This is a genomic window from Burkholderia metallica, from assembly GCF_001718555.1.
In the GTDB taxonomy this organism is placed as follows: domain Bacteria; phylum Pseudomonadota; class Gammaproteobacteria; order Burkholderiales; family Burkholderiaceae; genus Burkholderia; species Burkholderia metallica.
In genome coordinates this window covers 1652626-1668900 of sequence record NZ_CP013401.1, presented here as the reverse complement: position 1 = coordinate 1668900, position 16275 = coordinate 1652626, and the positions used below count along the sequence as shown (strand labels likewise).

Sequence of the window (16275 nt, the reverse complement as noted above, 5' to 3'; positions counted from 1 at the left end):
TTGCTCCGTCAGCGTGCGAGATCGCCACCGGACAGTCCGCCGCCGCTACCGCCGCTGCTGCCGCCGCCCGACGCCGACATCGTGCCGAACCACTGCGGAATCGGCGTCTTGAACGAGTCGATATAGCGCTGATAGGCATACGTGCCAGCCGCGCCGTCGATTGGTTGCGGCGTCGCGGCCGCGCGATTCGAACGCTGCAGATCGAGCAGCGAGCGGGTCGCATGACCGATTTCGGACGCCGGCGTGTCGCCTTGCGCATGCGCGACGCCCGCACTCAGCGAGCAGGCGAACGCGATGCCCACGGCCCGCACGCGAATTGAGGAAAGGTGAAACATGATGGACTCCTTGAATATCGTCGTCATCGCGCGAAACGCTGCAGCAGCGGCACCGCAAGATCGAAATTATCGCTGCTCGCCACTGACGGCACGGACGCATTGACCGGCGCATAGGCGATCGCGCGTTGCTTCGCGCGCATCGCGGCTGCGACCTTCGTCTCGTCGTCGCGAATCTGGCTGCGCACCGCAGGCGACAGCTTCTGCTGATCCATCAGCCGCCGCGCGTCCTTCGCATGACCGGTCGCGAGCAGGTAAAGCACGAAGTTGCTGAGGATCTTCGGGTTCTTCTGCTCGAGTTCGGCCGCCTTCAGCAACGGCACGCGCGCGCCTGCCAAATCGCCTTCGCGCATCTTCGAATACGCGAGGTCGGACAACGTCGCCGCGTCGGTCGGTGCAAGCGCCGTCGCCTGTTCGAGCTGCTGCGCGGCTAGCGCAAAATCGCCGCGGGCGCCGGCGGTCAGGCCCAGCCCGCGATAGCCGCGCGCGGCGAGCGGCGTCGTCAGCAGCTTGGTATAGGCGGCCACGCCGGCGTCATACTGCCCGGTCGCCCGCAACGCATCGGCGCGCAGCAGAATCGTGTCCGGCGATGCGCCATATTGCTTCTCGTACTGATCGATGTGCGCGAGCGATGCAAAATACAGCCCCTGTCCCTGCATCCGCTCGATCAGGCCCAGATACATGCCCGGCGTATCGGGCGGCGCATTCTTGTCGGCGGCGGCCTGCATCAGCGCACCGCGTTCAGCCTGCGCACCGACGCCGTATCCGGACTCCTTGAACACCCCGCACCCGCTGGCAAGCAACGCGCACGCCGTCGCGCCTGCGATCGTGCGAACCCAATCCAATCGATTCATCTAGTGTCGCTCCTTCCCCTCATGCCGCATCAGTGCTGAATCGCAGCGAGCGCGGACAGCACGGTCATGATCCCCGGCCCCGCGGTCACGATCAACAGTGCCGGCAACAGCGTGACGATCATCACGCCGGTCATCTTCACCGTCAGGCGGCCGATCTGCTCGCGCAGCGTCGCGCGACGCCCTTCGCGCAGACGGTCGCCGAATTGTTTCAGCGGCTCCTGCACCGCGCCGCCATGCTTGTCGACCTGAATCAGCAAGCGCACGATCGCGCGCAGATCCTCGTTGTCGAAACTGTTCGTGAGGCGGTGCAGCGATTGCTCGCGCGTACGGCCGGCCGCGAACTGCCGCTGCGCGACGCCGAGTTCCCATGACAGCACCGGCAACATCGTCTGGAAATCGTGCGTGACGACCTGGATGCTCTGGTCGAGCGACAGGCCGACACCCTGTAGCAGCCGCAACATGTCGACGAGGAGCGGCAATTCGGCCGTAATGCTCTGCCGGCGCGCGGTCGCGCGCCGCCGCACGTAGATTTTCGGCAGCATGTAGCCGGTCGCGAGCGCGACGGAGATCCACAGCGGCCAGCGCGCCTGCTGTCCGCGGCCGATCAGTACCAGCGCGGCAAGCGCCGGCAGCAGGATCGCGCAGACGATGCGCGCGCCGACGAACAGCGCTCTGGCGCGCACGTCGACGAAACCGCATTGCTCGAGCAACTGGCGATCTTCGTCGGCGATCAGATACCGGCTGAAGCCGGTCTCGAGCCACCGCATCCCAACGTCTTCGAAGCGTTCGCGCAGCCCCGCGAAACGGACACGCGGCGCGGCAGGTGCCGCTGCCTCGCGTGCTGGTTCGGCGGAGCCGGCACGCGCGGCGGCCGCTTCGACTGCGGCGGCCCTGCGGTCGAGCGCATGCATCAACGCACGCTCGGCACGCTGCACAAGCACGATGCGAACGATCGCGAGCGCGGCAAGCAGCAGCACGCCGGCCGATCCGAGCACCAGCGCAAGCGCGCCTAAACGGTTTGCATCCATCGATTCACCTCAGCCGCGCGAGCCGGAACAGCCAGAAACCGCCGATCGCCTGCAGCGCGAACGCCAGATAAATCAGCTGACGACCGGCATCGTCGTTCCACATCGCCGTGAAGTAGCGCGGGCTTGTAGCGATGACGAAGCTGCCGACCGCGATCGGCAACAGCGCCAGCACCCATGCAGACAGCCGGGTCTCGGCCGACATCGCGGACAGTTCGCGTTCCGCCTGCTCGAGATCGCGCATGAAGGTCGACATCCGGTCGAGCATCACGTCCGCCCGGCCGCCGTAGCGGACCGACAGACGCAGCACTGCGCCGACCAGTTCGAATTCGCGGATACGGTATGTGTGCGCGATATGCAGCATCGCGCGATCGATCTCGACGCCGGAGCGCAGCATCCGCGACACGTCGTCGAGGCAGCGGCGCAGCGGCATCTCCGCCGTCTGAAGCGCCGACTGGAACGCTGCCGGCACACTATTCCCGAGCGTCACGAGGCGCACGATTCCGTCGAGAAACGACGGCAACTGACGGACGATCTTCAGGCGGCGCCGGCTGATGCGCGACGTGATCCACAGCACGACGAGCGCACCGCCCGCCACGACCGCGGCCGCCGCGGCGAGCATGCCGCCGGCCATGCCGGCCCACAACGCGAACAGCACGACGACCGCAAGCGCCAGCACGAGGCCGGGCCGCGCTTCATCGAGGCCCGCACGGTCGGACAGTACCGCCCATGCGTCGAACGCCGACGCGCGCCAGCGCGCGAACCCTTGTTCGGGCTCCTGGGCATTCGCCGTACTGGTTGCCGCGGCGCGCGCGGGGCGCGTGTCGGCAACCGGGGCAGCGGCACGTGCGCCCTGTCCCACCCGGCTGTCGAAGAACCGCTGCGCATGCGCACGCCCTTCCCGCACCTGGCTGCCGCGCCACAGCAGCAGCCCGGCCGCCGCGCAGATCAGTGCGAACATCAGCGCGAGCAAGGTGGCGCTAGACATTGAAGCCCCCGCCTCGCCCGAAATTGCCGCCGAATCCGCCACCGCCCGACGACACCAGCGCGCTGCGGAAACGTGCCAGCTTCGGCGAATGCGGATGAATGCCGAGCGACTCCCAATGATCGATCTCTTCGCCCTCCGGCGTGACGCGCGCCTCGTAGCGATACAGCTCCTGCGTCGATACGATGTTGTCCGACATGCCGGTGACTTCGGTGATCGACAGGATACGGCGGCGACCGTTGGACAGCCGCCCGATCTGCACGATGAAGTCGATCGCGTTGGCGATCTGCCGCCGCAGGCTTGCTTCGGTACCCTGAAAACCGGCGAAACCGGCCAGCATCTCGAGCCGGTACAAACATTCGCGCGGCGAGCTGGCGTGCACGGTGCCCATCGATCCGTCGTGGCCGGTATTCATCGCCTGCAGCATTTCGAGCACTTCGCCGCCGCGCACTTCGCCGACGATGATCCGGTCCGGTCGCATCCGCAGCGTGTTTCGCAGCAGGTCGCGAATCGTCACGACGCCGCTGCCGTCGAACCCGCCCGGGCGGCTTTCGAGCCGCACGACGTGCGGGTGATTCAGCGACAGCTCGGCTGTATCCTCGATCGTCACGACGCGCTCCGCCGTCGGGATGTGGAACGCCAGCGCGTTCAGCAGCGACGTCTTGCCCGAACTGGTGCCGCCCGACACGAGGACGTTGCAGCGCGCATCCACCGCGGCCTCGAGCAGCCGCCCGATTTCCTCGTTGTAGGTGCCGTTGCCCAGCAGGTCCTCGGGCTTCAGCGGATCCTTGCGGAACTTCCGGATCGACACGACCGGGCCGTCGATCGACAACGGCTCGATCACGACGTTGACCCGCCCGCCGTCGGGCAGTCGCGCGTCGACCATCGGGTTCGATTCGTCGAGCCGCCGGCCGACCGGCGCGAGAATCCGCCGCACGATCCGCAGCAGATGCGCATTGTCGGTGAAGCGGATCGGCAACCTCGACAGGATCCCGTGGCGCGAAACGTAGATGTCGTTGTAGCCGTTGATCAGGATGTCCTCGACGTGCGGGTCCGCCAACAGGTCTTCGATCGGTCCGAAGCCGGCGAGCTCCTTCGTCAGCGCCTCGGCCACCGCACGCACCTCACTTTCGTTGAGCGGGATGCGCCGCAGCCGCACGAAGCTGTCGATTTCGAGATCGACGAACTGGTTGATCGCCTGTCGCGACCAACGGCCGAATTCGGCACCCAGCTCCTCGATTCGCGTGAGCAAATGCTCGTGCGCGGCATTCTTGATGTCGTGGAACTGTTGCGTTTGCGAGAACGGCGCTGCGCCGTCGGCAAATTGAATGTCGTGTGCCATCGCTTACGACCGCTTCGTTGAGGATTGAATGATTCGCCTGAGCGCCGAGAGGCCGCTGGCCGCACGCTGTGCAGCTCCAGGCGTCGGCGCACCCGCGAGGCGCTCGACCAGCGGCCCGAGCGCACGGACGTACGGATCGCGTTCCGAGACCTCGGCGATCAGCTTGCCCTGATTCGCCGCATGCCCGATCGACACCCGGCGCGACGGCAGCGTCGCGACCAGTGGCAGTTCGAGCCGTTCGGCGATCTGCGCGGGCATCAGCCCGAGCTCGGCGTCGAACTGGTTGACGACGAGCCGGATCCGGTCGGTCGCGGCGCCTGCTTCGCGCAACCCGTCCAGCATCTCGACAGCCGACACGACCGACGCCACGCCCTGATCGCAAACCAGCCATGCTTCATCCGCCAGATTCACGACCTGTGCGATGAATTCACGATTCGGGAAGCCGCCAAGATCGACGATCTGATGATCGAAGAACGCCCGCAGCCGGTTCAGCAATGCCGCACACGACGCCGTCGCCACATCGCGCAGCTCCGCGAGGTTCGGCGGCAGCGTCGTCAGCGCGACGCCGCTCGAATGGCGCGCGAGCGCGGTCGTCACGAACGTGCGGTCGATCCGGCGCAGGTTGCGCACGGCCTCGACGAAATGGAATTCGCAGCGGGTGTTCAGGAACAACGCGCCGTCGCCGGCCGGCAGCCCGAGATCGAGCAGCGCCGCCGTGCGTGCGGGGTCGGCCGGCCGCCGCTGCATCAGCACCGACAGGTTCGCGGCCAGCGTGCTCACGCCCATCCCGGCGCGCGCGCCAAGCAACGCGGTGACTTTCCCGTGACGGTTGGCCGGCTCGCCGACGTTGTCGAGCAACACGCGCGTGATCCGCAGCGCCTCGTCGGCCGGAGCGGAAAAATCGACGAAATCGCGTACGCCCGCACGCAGCGCGGCGAGTGCGCCCTCCGGTTGCGCGAGCGAGCCCAGTGCGACGACCGGCACGCCCGGATGTGCAACGCGTACTGCGGCGACCACCGTACTCGCCGCCGCGCAATCACCGGAAAAATCGATGAATACCAGTGCCGGATTCAACACCCCGATCCGCTGCGACAGCGCGGCGCCGTCAAGCGGCACGCCTTCGACCGCACCGGCGGACAGCAGCGACTGCGACAGCCAGTGCACATGCTCCGCGAGCGAGGACGCGCAGACGAAGTGGTCGGTGACGGCGGGCTCAGCCAAAGAATAGGTTCTCGCATTCATCTTGGATACTCCCAATGAAGCAAGGCATCGCGGCGTGCGCGACAGCCTGCGCGGCGGTCCGGTAACGATTCGGCGCGCTCATTTCGAGAACCCCGGCCCCGCGTCCGGCGATGCCACGCCGCCCAGGTACGAACGCCACACCGGACCATCGCGCTGCTCGGACAGCTCGCCCGGCGTCGCCGGCAGCGGTGCACCCTGCGCGATCGGTGCAACGAGATGCGGTGTCACGATGATCACGAGTTCCTTGTCGCTCTGCTGGTAGCTCAGATTCTTGAAAAACGCGCCGATGATGGGCAGATCACCCAGGAACGGCACCTTGTTGACGTTGGACGTGGTCTCGCGGTCGATCAGGCCGCCGATCACGAAGCTTTCGCCGTCGCCGAGCTCGACCGTTGTATCCGCGCGTCGCGTCGTCAGCGCGGGCACCTGCACGCCGTTGATCGTGATCGAATGGACGAAGTCGAGCTGGCTCGACTCGGGCGCGACCTTCAGCGCGATCCGCCGCGGGTTCAGCACCGTCGGCGTGACCGTCAGCCCGACGCCATAGGGTTTCCATTCGATCGAGATCGTGCCGAGCGATTGCGGCACCGGCACCGGAATCTCCCCACCCGCGAGGAAGTTCGCGCTCTGACCTGACAACGCGACCAGCGTCGGCTGCGCGAGTACGCGGGCCAGGTTGTTCGCCTCGAGAATCGACAGGTCGGCGAACAATCCGCGCGACACCGAATTGACGACGAGGTTGAACGCCGACGAAATCGGCACGTTCGTGTTGTAGGTAAGCGAGCCGCCCGGCGTACCGGTAATCGATGTCAGCCCCGTCGGCGCAAAGGCACCGAACGAAAAACCATTGCTCTGCTTGAAAAAGTTGAGCCCCGCCTGCTTCAGCACCGAACGGCTGAACTCGACGACGCGCACGTCGACCTGCACGACGTTCTTGCCGGAGATCGTCGACGCATCGAGCGTGGTCCCGTCCTTGCCGCCGACCGTCTTCGCCGCATGAACCGCTCGCTGATGCCCGTCGAGCGTCCCCGCCGTACCACCGATCACCGTCGTGCCACTGTACGTGTTCACGCTCGGCGACGCGCCGTCCAGGAGTGCCCGAGCCGCGCCACTCGTGACGCTAACGTTATAGACGGTCGGCTCGTCGCGGCCGCGCTCCCAGACCATCACGTTCGTCGCGCCCGCATTCTTCGCCACCAGCAGCACTCCCCCGCGCCCGCCCTTCACGACGAGCACGTCGACCACCGACGGATCGCCGACCGCGACCCGCTGCAGCGCACGCCCCGTCGCGAGCTGCCGCTGCGCGCCGACCGAAAGGCTGATCGTGCCGCTCGTGTCTGCCGCGTCCGACAGCGGCGGCATCGCCAGCGCGCTCACTGCTATAGCCAAACCAATCAGTTTCTTTTTCATTGTTTTGCCGTCTTCGTCCCGCTCAATAAGCGACCGTTTCGGTCCGCCCACCCCGAATCACTTCGATGCTGCCGCCACTCGGATGCCGCGCGACCACCCGCGGCGCCGCACGCGGGGCCGGCGCCGGCGCCGTCGCGCTCTTCGACAACTCGCCCAGCACCATGCCGGCCGCGGCAAGCGCCGACGGGCTCTTGTCGTTGCCAACACGAACCGCGACGGTTTGCGTCGCGACATCGTCGTCGCGCGGGTTACGCAACGCGAGCACGAGCCGGCCGCTCTGCTCGGCGAGCGTCAGCGCGTCCACCTGTGCAGTGGGCACGGCCAGCACCGCGGTCCGCGTCCCGACCACCGAGCCGTTCGAGCTGTCTCGCTCAGTCGTTGCATCGCCGAACGACAGCACGCGGACCTTCGACATCAGTAGCCGCGCCTGGGTATTCACGATTTCAGCCGTCGACGTCCCGCCGATCGCCACGCCGGTCCCATCGCGCTTCAGATTCAGGAACACGTCAACATAGTTGCCGGGCCGCACACGGTTGCCGACCGCGTTGGTCTCGTCGATCTTGATCGCGACGGCGCGCTCTCCCGGTGCGATCTGCTCGGCGAGGCCAGACGACAATGCACTCGCGACGACGGCCGCCTGCGCGGGAATGTCGGCTGCCGGGATGCGGCCGACCAGTTGCAGCGGATCGGCAAACGCCCCTTGCGGCGCGGCGGTCGACTGCTGGACCTTCAGCGCATCGACCGGAATCGGCTGGCCGGCTTGTAACGGCCGCGTCGTCACGACGACCGGCACGCTCTGCGTCGCGACCGTCGACGCAACCGGCGCGACGTCAACTGGCTTGCGACCGAGCATCCACGCATAGACGCCGAGCAGGATCGCGATCGCGATCAGCAAGCCCGCAATGATCTTCGTCAGGTTGTTGGCCATGGTGTTGTTATGTTTCCCCGCTACTCACGATTGAATTCTCCGCGCAACGTTGCCAGCCAGGCGCCCTCGCCCCGGCACGACGCCGTTGCTGCCGTCTATATGATGTTGACCGGGCTGATCTGCACCATCGCGGTTCCGGTGAGTGTCGAAGGCACCGGCAACAGCGAACCGAGCAGCGGGAACGACGGGATCAGCGGGCTCTGCGCATATGGATAGGTCAGCGTGATCTGCACGCACAGCATCGTCGGGTCGTACGAGCAGTTGCCTTGCTGCGTGGACGAGCATGTCGACCCTTTCAGCCAGGTAGTCAGGTTGGTCGCGGCCGTGCACGCGGCCTGGGCCCGCGCCGCCAGCGCGGCTTGCTGCACTGCCTGCACCGACCCGGCCGCGCCGACCTGCTGATAGTTCAGCGCGGCGCGCGCGCCTTCCGTTGCCGCAAGCGTGAGGTTCTGCTGGGCCGCGAAGATCATCCCGTACGTGATGATTGCGTAAAGGATCAGGAAGAACACCGGCAGCATCAGCGCAAATTCGATCGCCGTCGCGCCGCGTTCGCGACACCGCATGCCGGATCCCGGACGAACGACCGTCATTGCATTCCCCCGGTCGCGATCCGGTACAGACACCACAGCGCCGCGGGAATTACGAGAAACGCGGCATAGGGCGACGCCCTGAAACCGGCGATTTCCATCGTCGGGGAACGCCGGTGCCACAACGCCGACACCGGCGTACGGGTGGTGAAGACGAGCGTACCGACATGCGCGAATGCAAGCAGGCTCGCAACGATCCAGAGCCACAGCAGCGCATACGGACCGCACCACGCGCCCAGCACCGCGAATACCTTGACATCCGCAGCACCCATTACGCGCAGCACAAAAAACGGGAAAAGACTGAGAAAGCCGACCAGTACTCCAATGAGCGCCTGGTTCACGGATATGCCGAATGGATTATGCCCGGCGAGCACAAATGCAGATACGAACCCACCGATTACCAGTGAATTGGGTATACGCCTATGACGGATATCCTCGAGCGCGACGAGCACCGCCCACGCGAGGAAAACCCCGACGCCAGTTAGCAGGATCATTTACGCCCCGAGCGGCAAAACTTACCGCGCGGATTGCCGAAGCAATCCGCGCCCCTAACACAGGGAAAAGAGCCGAAGCTCGTTCGTTATGCCGCCGGCAGCTTGCTCGCGATGTAGGTGAACGCCCCCGAGATGCCGGTCGTCAACGTGCTCATGGCAGTGACGAGAGCGACTGCGATAAGTCCGGCGATGAGTCCGTACTCGACTGCGGTAACCCCGTCTTCTTCCTTAAGGAAACGCTTGATGATTGCTTTCATTTTATTCCTCGTGCCTGTATTTACGTTTTCTGGCCTTTTATACGTATACGTCCCCGCATATCTGGCCGTTTTGCCCCAACCGTTCGCCACATCTGCCGTAGCGTCAGCCGGGTGCGCTTTCTTTATAGGTCGCCCCGAAGGGCATTGCTCACGATCTGATGCAAGTTAACATTCGCGATAGTGACCCTCCTCGAACGTAGTGTACCGAACCGTACATTTCCTTACATCTGTTCCGGATTCTATATCCGATCCAATTTAACTTCCAACCTCTTTTAACGGCCCGGATCGAAAAAAATGACCTGGGCACATTGCATTTGTACGGCGTTTCGGTACGACTTACACATAGGATTTACGATAGGTTAGATGTGCACACCTAATCCACCAGTAAAACAATTGCCTCGTCCACTAGGCCTGTGGGTCCCACGTTACGCCGCACGCGTAACGCCAATGTTGTGACGTTACGTTACGAAACGCGCGAAACCGTTCTCATTCGTCTGCAGTTAAACAGATTCAACAATCTTTCAATCAGCCTAAATTCCTTTTCCGACAAGGAATTGCCTCGTTTAAAACCTGCCGTCGAACCGTCCGGCATCGAAATGGCACGACAGTTGCAGAGTAGTCCTCGCACCACTCAACACAACGCAGTTCACAACACATTCTTAACGCGAGGACAAAATGGACATCAAGGTTATCCCTCATGGCGTGTTCCGGACGACTCTGATCGCGGCCACCGTTGCAGCCATGCTTTCCCTCTCCGCGTGCGGCGGTTCCGGTTCCATCAGCCAAGGGCTCGGCGGCGGCTCGAGCTCGGGTGGCGGCGATTCGATCTCCACGTCGGGCGGTGGCACGTCGGGCTCGAGTGGTACGTCGGGGACGAGCGGCACCTCGGGCACCAGCGGAAGCTCCGGCACGAGCGGTACGTCCGGCACCAGCGGCACTTCGGGTACGAGCGGCACCAGCGGTACGTCGGGAACGAGCGGTACGTCCGGCACCTCGGGTGTGTCGGCAAATCCAGTGGGAAATGTCCTCGCAGGCACCGGCAATATCATCACGAATACCGGGGGCACCGTCTCCGGCCTCGGCTCCGTCATCGGCAGCCAGACGCTGCCGGGCGTCAATCCGGCCACGACGCAAGCCGCGGGCGGCATCGTGCAAAGCGTCGGCGGCGCAGTCACCGCACTGGGCAACGGCCTCGGCAACGGTCTCGGCCAGCTCGGCGCAACGAAAGATCCAGTCGGCATCACGGTCGCCAGCACCGGCGGCGTGGTCAATCAGCTCGGCGGCGCAGTCACGCAAACGGGCAACCTGGTCACGAGCCTCGGCAGCGGTCCGCTGTCGCCGCTCGCGCCGGTCACGGGCGCCGTCGGCGGCCTCGTGTCGACGCTCGGCGGCGCCGTATCGAACGGGGGCACCACGCTCACCAACGCGCTGTCGACGGGCCCGATCCAGCAGGTCACGCAAACGGTCAGCTCGGCCATCACGCCGATCACGACGATGGTCGGCCAGACGACCCAGACGATCGGTACGGCAACCGGCCTCGGCGCACCGGTCAACACGCTGCTCGGCACGGTCGGCAACGGGCTGAACCAGGCCGGCGCGCTCCTCGCATCGACAGGCGGCAACCCGGTCACCACGGGTCTCGGCAACACCGTCTCGTCGACGGGCAACACCGTGAAGGCCGTCGGCGGCCTGCTCACGGGCGGCACCGGCGGCGTGACCAACCCGCTCGCACCGCTCACGGGCCTCGTCTCGACGGTTACCGGCGCACTCGGCGGCGCAGCAGGCGGCGGCAGCGGCCCGCTCGCACCGGTCACCGGCCTCGTCTCCACGGTCACCGGCGCACTCGGCGGCGCAGCAGGCGGCGGCAGCGGCCCGCTCGCACCGGTCACCGGCCTCGTCTCCACGGTCACCGGCGCACTCGGCGGCGCAGCAGGCGGCAGCGGCGGCCCGCTCGCACCGGTCACCGGCCTCGTCTCCACGGTCACCGGCGCACTCGGCGGCGCAGCAGGCGGCAGCGGCGGCCCGCTCGCACCGGTCACCGGCCTCGTCTCCACGGTCACCGGCGCGCTCGGCGGCGCAGCAGGCGGCAGCGGCGGCCCGCTCGCACCGGTCACCGGTCTCCTCGGTGCGGTAACGGGCGCACTCGGCGGCGTGGCGGGTGGCGCAGGCGGCGGCAGCAGCCCGCTCGCCCCGGTGACGAACGTCGTGTCCACGGTAACGAGCACGGTCGGCGTACCGGCACTGAGCGGCGGCACGGGTGCCGTCACGAACTCGGGCTCGTCGTCGAATCCGCTCGCCCCCGTCACGTCGCTGATCGGCGGCCTGCTCGGCGGCACGCACGGCAAGTAAACCAACATCCATCAATCGACAAGACAGCGAGGAGTCCATCATGTCGCAGCAACGTTCCCTCACGACGGCCGCCGTGCGCCAGTGGCGCGTGCCCCTCACCGCTTTCGCCGCGGCCTGCCTGCTGGCCGCCTGCGGCGGCGGCGGCGTCAGCTCGCCGCCGACCAGCAGCAACAACAACCCGAGCAGCACGAGCGGTACGCCGAGCACGAGCGGCACCAGCGGCACGTCCACCGGCACCAAGGGTGTCGTCAGCACGGTTGGCCAGACGGCGACCGACCTCGGCAGCACGGTCGGCAACATCAGCTTGCCGGGCCTCGGCGACGGCGTGACGAAGGGCGTCGGCAGCACGCTCTCCAGCACCGGCACGATCGTCGGCGCAGCCGCGGATGCCGTGAGCAACGGGCTCGGTCAGATCGGCACGGCCAAGGATCCGGTCGGTACAACCGTCGCCGGCCTCGGCAACGTGGTCGGCGCGACGAGCAACACCGTGTCCGGCCTGAGCTCGACGGTCAAGGCGCTCGGCACGGGCCCGCTCGCACCGCTCGCGCCCGTCACGACCCCGGTCGGCACCGTGCTCGACACGGTGGCCAACGGCTTGACGGCCGCAGGCACGACGATCGGTTCGACGCTGTCGTCGGGTGCCGTGCAGCAGGTGACGCAGCCGCTCAGTTCGGCGATCACGCCGCTCGTGATCACCGCCGGCCAGGTCACGCAACAAGTCGGCACGACGACCGGCCTCGGCCAACCCGTCTCGGGCCTGCTCGGCCAGATCGGCGGCGCGATCAGCTCGGCTGGCAAGCAGGTCGGCGGCACGTCGAGCCAGCCGCTCGTCGGCGACGTCGGCCAGCTCGTGACCGCGGTCGGCAACACCGTGACCAACGCGGGGGGCCTCGTCAACCCGAACGGCCCGAACGGCGCGGCACCGATCCCCGGCCTGATCACGAGCCTCGTCGGCGGCTCGACGGCGACCGTACAGAACGGCACGTCGTCGGGCTCGGGCTCGACGAACCCGCTCGGTGGCCTGCTGTCGGGTCTCGGCTCGACGCCGCTCGGCTCGCTCACGGGCGCACTCGGCGGCGCGACCGGCGGGTCGGGCAGCAGCCCGCTCGCGCCCGTCACGGGCCTCGTCTCCACCGTCACCGGCACGCTGAGCGGCGCGGCTGGCGGCAGCGGCGGCCCGCTCGCCCCCGTCACGAATCTCGTGTCGACGGTGACGGGCACGCTCGGCGGTGCTGCAGGTGGCGCCGGCAGTGCAAACCCTCTCGCGCCGGTCACCGGTTTGCTGAATACTGTCACCGGAGCGGTCGGCGGCGCAGCAGGATCCGGGGGAGCGAGCCCGCTCGCGCCGGTCACGTCGCTGGTCGGCAGCGTCACGGGGACGGCCGCATCGGGCGGCGGCTCGACGGGCCTGCTGGCACCGGTCACGGGGCTGCTGGGTACGCTGGGCAGCGTTGGCAAGTAAGGAGGACGGTCGCATCTTCGCAGCCGGAGCGAATGGCGCGACCGTACATACACAACCGGCATTGCGGCACGCGGCGCGCGGCACCCTGGTGTCGCGCGCCGGCATTACAAAGAAGACGAAAAGCAAGGCCTACGAGGAAGAACAATGAAATCCAGACTCGACAGATGGATGATGCTGCTCGCCATCGCGGCGGCAGGCACGGCACAGGCACAAACGCGCGTCGGGGGTAACCCGCTCGACTCCCTGCCGCAGATTAACGCGCCGAAGACCGGCCCGAGCGTGACCGTCCAGGTCGCCCCGCAAGCGCCGCAATTGCAGGAGTTGCTGTCGCGCCACCTGACACCGACGACGTTCCAGGTCGAAGGCGTGAAGTCGGTGCCGTTCGAAGAGATCTCGCGTCGCTTCACGCCCCTCGTCGGCAAGGACATCACGATCGGCGACCTGATCGAAACCGCCAACGGCGTGACGAAGCTGTACCAGGATCGCGGCTACGCGCTGTCGTTCGCGTTCGTTCCCGCGCAGACGTTCGAGAACGGCGTCGTGCGCATCACGGTCGTCGAAGGCTACGTGTCGGACGTCAAGGTCACCGGCAAGCCCGGTGCGATGGAACCGAAGATTCGTGCGATCGCCGCGCATATCACCGCCGATCGGCCGCTGCGCCGCGCGACGTTCGAGCGTTACGTGAACACGTTCGGCCTGTTGCCCGGCCTCACGGTAAAGGCGAACGTACCGCCGCCGCAAACCACCGACGGCGCCACGACGCTCGAACTCGCGGTCGACCGCAAGCCGTTCAACGTCAGCACCGGCATCGACTTCAACCACCCGGGCGTCCAGGGCCTCATCACCGCGACCGAAAACGGCCTCACGTCGTTCGGCGAGCAACTGAGCATTTCCGCGCTGGCGCCGCCGGGGCGCGACAAGCAGACCTATTTCGCCTTCAGCGGCGCGGTACCGGTGGGCAGCAGCGGCCTGATCACGCGCCTCGATGCAAGCACCTATCGCGGCAAGCCGACCGACAATCCGGGGCTGCCGTCGTCCGTCGAGCGTACCGTCAAGAACGAGAAGCTCGGTCTTTCGGCATCCTATCCGTTGCTGCTGAACAACCAGCGCAGTCTGCTCGGCACCGTGTCCGGTTATGCGTCGCACAATGAAGACCGCTACCAGAGCAAGATCAACGGCAACAGCGTCGATATCCGCTCGCAGGTGCGCGTGCTGCAAATGCAGCTCGACTACACGGGCGTTTCGGCAAAGCAGGTGCAAAAGCTGAGTGTCAACGTCGCGAAAGGCTTCAACATTCTCGGCGCGTCGAAATCGCAGGACACCACGGTCAGTGGAAACACGACGTCGGCAGACAGCCCGATTTCGCTGACCTTCGTCCGCACCGGCGCGACTTTCACGCAAACCAACGAATGGCCGTTCCGGATCGGCACGTCGGTCTCGCTGACCGGGCAATACAGCCCCGATTCGCTGCCGACGTCCGAGCAGATCTCGTTCGGCTCGACCCGCTACGCGCTCGGCTACCAGCCCGGCGAAACGTCGGGCGACTCGGGATGGGGAATGTCGCTGGAGGTCAACCGCGGCTTCACTCCGGGCTGGACGTATCTGAAATCCGTCACACCGTACCTCGCATACGACATGGCGCGCGTGTACCTGCACGCGGGCACGCCGTCGCCGAGCCGCCTGTCGTCGGTCGGCATCGGCGTGCGGTTCACGGACAGCCGCTACTACAGTCTCGACCTGAACGTTGCGAAACCAGTTGGCGACGCACCCGTCGAAAGCGCGTCGCGCAGCCCGCGCATCAACGCCGCATTCTCATATCAGCTCAACTGATCGGTCGGCAAACAGCCCGCGCTACGCGGGCTGTTTCGATTAGAGTCCCCTCTATCAAACTTGGCGCACGGTTTCACGTATTCTGACGAAGCTCGCAACATGGCCGCCCCATGCAGGCGGTCGTGCGGGTGAATCGAACACGACATGCAAAACAAGGAGGATGACAATGATTCAACTGACCCGCCCGTTGCGTGCAATGGCCATCGCCGGCGCACTGCTCGCCTGCGCAGCACCCACGTTCGCACAAGCCGACAGCCCGATCGGCATGTGGCAGACGATCGACGACAACACGCATCAGCCGAAGGCGCTCGTGCAGATCGCCGAGGACGGTGACGGTTCGCTGACGGGCAAGGTCGTCAAGGGTCTCGGCGCGAACGATACGCCCGATCGCCGCTGCACCGCCTGCACCGACGAGCGCAAGGATCAGCTCATCAAGGGCATGACGATCATCAAGGCAATGAAGAAGGACGGCGACCACTGGGACGGCGGCAACATTCTCGACCCGGAGAACGGCAAGGTCTACAAGTGCAAGATGACGCTTGAAGACGGCGGCCAGAAACTCGTGGTGCGCGGTTACATCGGCGTGTCGCTGCTCGGTCGTTCGCAGACCTGGGTTCGCCAGCAATAATGCTGCGCGCGCTCGAACGCGCGGCTCAATGAAAAAATCGGCCTGCGACGAAAGTCGTCAGGCCGATTTTGTTTGGGTGCGTGCGCAGTTGAAACCGGCGGACGTCACGCTGCGTGCTTCAGCGAGTCCGACGTATAGCCATCCGGCGCGCGATACGCGGGCGCCGCATTGCTGCGCGCTTCGGCTGCCTTCGATTGCGTGTGCTTGCGCATCCGCACGGACAATCCGTTGCACAAGTTCACGCCTGCGTCGCCATAGAGTTCACGCATGACGCTCAGCAACGTGCCGGTTTCGTGCCAGACCTTGAAGCGCCGGTGGCAGGTTTGGTACGAAGGGTAACGGCGCGGCATGGCCGACCACGTTGCGCCACTGTAGATCACCCAAAGCACGCCGTTCAGGACGGCACGCGTATTGGCCAACGGCCGGCCGCGCAACTCGGTGCGCGGCTGCATTTCGGGCAGCAGCGGCGCGACGCAGTGCCATTCGTGGTCAGTCAGATCGCGATACGGTGTCATGGACATCTCCAGCCTTAGTAACCATGACACAACGA

Annotated in this window: 16 protein-coding genes; 4 read left to right on the top strand and 12 right to left on the bottom strand. The window is 66.1% G+C overall.

Annotated elements, in window-relative coordinates; all coding sequences use genetic code 11:
- Positions 1 to 8: 8 nt before the first annotated feature.
- The 11 genes from WJ16_RS07400 to WJ16_RS07350 all read right to left on the bottom strand — a co-directional run bounded on the left by WJ16_RS07400 (position 9) and on the right by WJ16_RS07350 (position 9456).
- Positions 9 to 335, bottom strand: a complete 327-nt coding sequence (locus WJ16_RS07400; protein WP_069257987.1) for a DUF3613 domain-containing protein — start codon at positions 333 to 335, stop codon at positions 9 to 11.
- A 23-nt stretch (positions 336 to 358) separates the two neighbouring features.
- Complete coding sequence (locus tag WJ16_RS07395; RefSeq protein ID WP_069256500.1) at positions 359 to 1186, bottom strand: tetratricopeptide repeat protein; 828 nt, start codon at positions 1184 to 1186, stop codon at positions 359 to 361.
- 29 nt (positions 1187 to 1215) lie between these two features.
- Positions 1216 to 2214 carry a type II secretion system F family protein gene (locus WJ16_RS07390; RefSeq protein WP_069256499.1) on the bottom strand — a complete coding sequence of 333 codons (999 nt, stop codon included), beginning with the start codon at positions 2212 to 2214 and terminating at the stop codon, positions 1216 to 1218.
- Between the two features lie 4 nt (positions 2215 to 2218).
- Complete coding sequence (locus WJ16_RS07385; protein WP_069256498.1) at positions 2219 to 3199, bottom strand: type II secretion system F family protein; 981 nt, start codon at positions 3197 to 3199, stop codon at positions 2219 to 2221.
- Positions 3192 to 4538, bottom strand: a complete 1347-nt coding sequence (locus tag WJ16_RS07380; RefSeq protein WP_069256497.1) for a CpaF family protein — start codon at positions 4536 to 4538, stop codon at positions 3192 to 3194. The genes WJ16_RS07385 and WJ16_RS07380 overlap by 8 nt, the downstream gene beginning before the upstream one ends.
- Positions 4539 to 4541: 3 nt before the next feature.
- Complete coding sequence (locus WJ16_RS07375) at positions 4542 to 5780, bottom strand: fimbrial protein (protein WP_069256496.1); 1239 nt, start codon at positions 5778 to 5780, stop codon at positions 4542 to 4544.
- A gap of 78 nt (positions 5781 to 5858) precedes the next feature.
- On the bottom strand, positions 5859 to 7190 hold the full coding sequence (locus WJ16_RS07370; RefSeq protein WP_069256495.1) for a type II and III secretion system protein family protein: 1332 nt from the start codon (positions 7188 to 7190) through the stop codon (positions 5859 to 5861).
- Positions 7191 to 7212: 22 nt separating this feature from the next.
- Entirely contained in the window at positions 7213 to 8118 is a 906-nt protein-coding gene (gene cpaB / locus WJ16_RS07365) for a Flp pilus assembly protein CpaB (RefSeq protein WP_069256494.1), read from the bottom strand.
- A 95-nt stretch (positions 8119 to 8213) separates the two neighbouring features.
- Positions 8214 to 8708 carry a TadE/TadG family type IV pilus assembly protein gene (locus tag WJ16_RS07360; RefSeq protein WP_069256493.1) on the bottom strand — a complete coding sequence of 165 codons (495 nt, stop codon included), beginning with the start codon at positions 8706 to 8708 and terminating at the stop codon, positions 8214 to 8216.
- Positions 8705 to 9199, bottom strand: coding sequence for an A24 family peptidase (locus tag WJ16_RS07355; protein WP_069256492.1), 495 nt, complete (start codon positions 9197 to 9199; stop codon positions 8705 to 8707). The genes WJ16_RS07360 and WJ16_RS07355 overlap by 4 nt, the downstream gene beginning before the upstream one ends.
- Before the next feature lie 86 nt (positions 9200 to 9285).
- A complete protein-coding gene (locus tag WJ16_RS07350) occupies positions 9286 to 9456 on the bottom strand; it encodes a Flp family type IVb pilin (RefSeq protein WP_069256491.1) in 171 nt (56 codons plus the stop codon).
- Between the two features lie 675 nt (positions 9457 to 10131).
- Here WJ16_RS07350 and WJ16_RS07345 point away from each other — a divergent pair.
- The 4 genes from WJ16_RS07345 (at position 10132) to WJ16_RS07330 (ending at position 15725) form a co-directional block, all read left to right on the top strand.
- Complete coding sequence (locus tag WJ16_RS07345) at positions 10132 to 11805, top strand: collagen-like triple helix repeat-containing protein (RefSeq protein WP_069256490.1); 1674 nt, start codon at positions 10132 to 10134, stop codon at positions 11803 to 11805.
- A gap of 40 nt (positions 11806 to 11845) precedes the next feature.
- On the top strand, positions 11846 to 13267 hold the full coding sequence (locus WJ16_RS07340) for a collagen-like triple helix repeat-containing protein (protein ID WP_069256489.1): 1422 nt from the start codon (positions 11846 to 11848) through the stop codon (positions 13265 to 13267).
- 144 nt (positions 13268 to 13411) lie between these two features.
- Positions 13412 to 15097, top strand: coding sequence for a ShlB/FhaC/HecB family hemolysin secretion/activation protein (locus tag WJ16_RS07335; protein WP_069256488.1), 1686 nt, complete (start codon positions 13412 to 13414; stop codon positions 15095 to 15097).
- Between the two features lie 166 nt (positions 15098 to 15263).
- Entirely contained in the window at positions 15264 to 15725 is a 462-nt protein-coding gene (locus WJ16_RS07330; RefSeq protein WP_069256487.1) for a DUF2147 domain-containing protein, read from the top strand.
- Between the two features lie 104 nt (positions 15726 to 15829).
- Here the strand turns inward: WJ16_RS07330 and WJ16_RS07325 are convergent, their stop codons facing one another.
- The gene (locus WJ16_RS07325; RefSeq protein ID WP_069256486.1) at positions 15830 to 16240 is read right to left on the bottom strand and encodes a transposase; all 411 of its coding nucleotides are present in this window, start codon (positions 16238 to 16240) and stop codon (positions 15830 to 15832) included.
- Between the last annotated feature and the right edge of the window lie 35 nt (positions 16241 to 16275).

Excerpts from the sequence above, each read along its gene's own strand:
- cpaB (WP_069256494.1), bottom strand. The coding sequence starts at position 8,118 with ATGGCCAACAACCTGACGAAGATCATTGCGGGCTTGCTGATCGCGATC.
- WJ16_RS07355 (WP_069256492.1), bottom strand. The coding sequence starts at position 9,199 with ATGATCCTGCTAACTGGCGTCGGGGTTTTCCTCGCGTGGGCGGTGCTC.
- WJ16_RS07340 (WP_069256489.1), top strand. The coding sequence starts at position 11,846 with ATGTCGCAGCAACGTTCCCTCACGACGGCCGCCGTGCGCCAGTGGCGC.
- WJ16_RS07400 (WP_069257987.1), bottom strand. The coding sequence starts at position 335 with ATGTTTCACCTTTCCTCAATTCGCGTGCGGGCCGTGGGCATCGCGTTC.
- WJ16_RS07390 (WP_069256499.1), bottom strand. The coding sequence starts at position 2,214 with ATGGATGCAAACCGTTTAGGCGCGCTTGCGCTGGTGCTCGGATCGGCC.
- WJ16_RS07395 (WP_069256500.1), bottom strand. The coding sequence starts at position 1,186 with ATGAATCGATTGGATTGGGTTCGCACGATCGCAGGCGCGACGGCGTGC.
- WJ16_RS07370 (WP_069256495.1), bottom strand. The coding sequence starts at position 7,190 with ATGAAAAAGAAACTGATTGGTTTGGCTATAGCAGTGAGCGCGCTGGCG.
- WJ16_RS07330 (WP_069256487.1), top strand. The coding sequence starts at position 15,264 with ATGATTCAACTGACCCGCCCGTTGCGTGCAATGGCCATCGCCGGCGCA.
- WJ16_RS07375 (WP_069256496.1), bottom strand. The coding sequence starts at position 5,780 with ATGAATGCGAGAACCTATTCTTTGGCTGAGCCCGCCGTCACCGACCAC.
- WJ16_RS07345 (WP_069256490.1), top strand. The coding sequence starts at position 10,132 with ATGGACATCAAGGTTATCCCTCATGGCGTGTTCCGGACGACTCTGATC.
- WJ16_RS07385 (WP_069256498.1), bottom strand. The coding sequence starts at position 3,199 with ATGTCTAGCGCCACCTTGCTCGCGCTGATGTTCGCACTGATCTGCGCG.
- WJ16_RS07360 (WP_069256493.1), bottom strand. The coding sequence starts at position 8,708 with ATGACGGTCGTTCGTCCGGGATCCGGCATGCGGTGTCGCGAACGCGGC.
- WJ16_RS07380 (WP_069256497.1), bottom strand. The coding sequence starts at position 4,538 with ATGGCACACGACATTCAATTTGCCGACGGCGCAGCGCCGTTCTCGCAA.
- WJ16_RS07335 (WP_069256488.1), top strand. The coding sequence starts at position 13,412 with ATGAAATCCAGACTCGACAGATGGATGATGCTGCTCGCCATCGCGGCG.
- WJ16_RS07325 (WP_069256486.1), bottom strand. The coding sequence starts at position 16,240 with ATGACACCGTATCGCGATCTGACTGACCACGAATGGCACTGCGTCGCG.
- WJ16_RS07350 (WP_069256491.1), bottom strand. The coding sequence starts at position 9,456 with ATGAAAGCAATCATCAAGCGTTTCCTTAAGGAAGAAGACGGGGTTACC.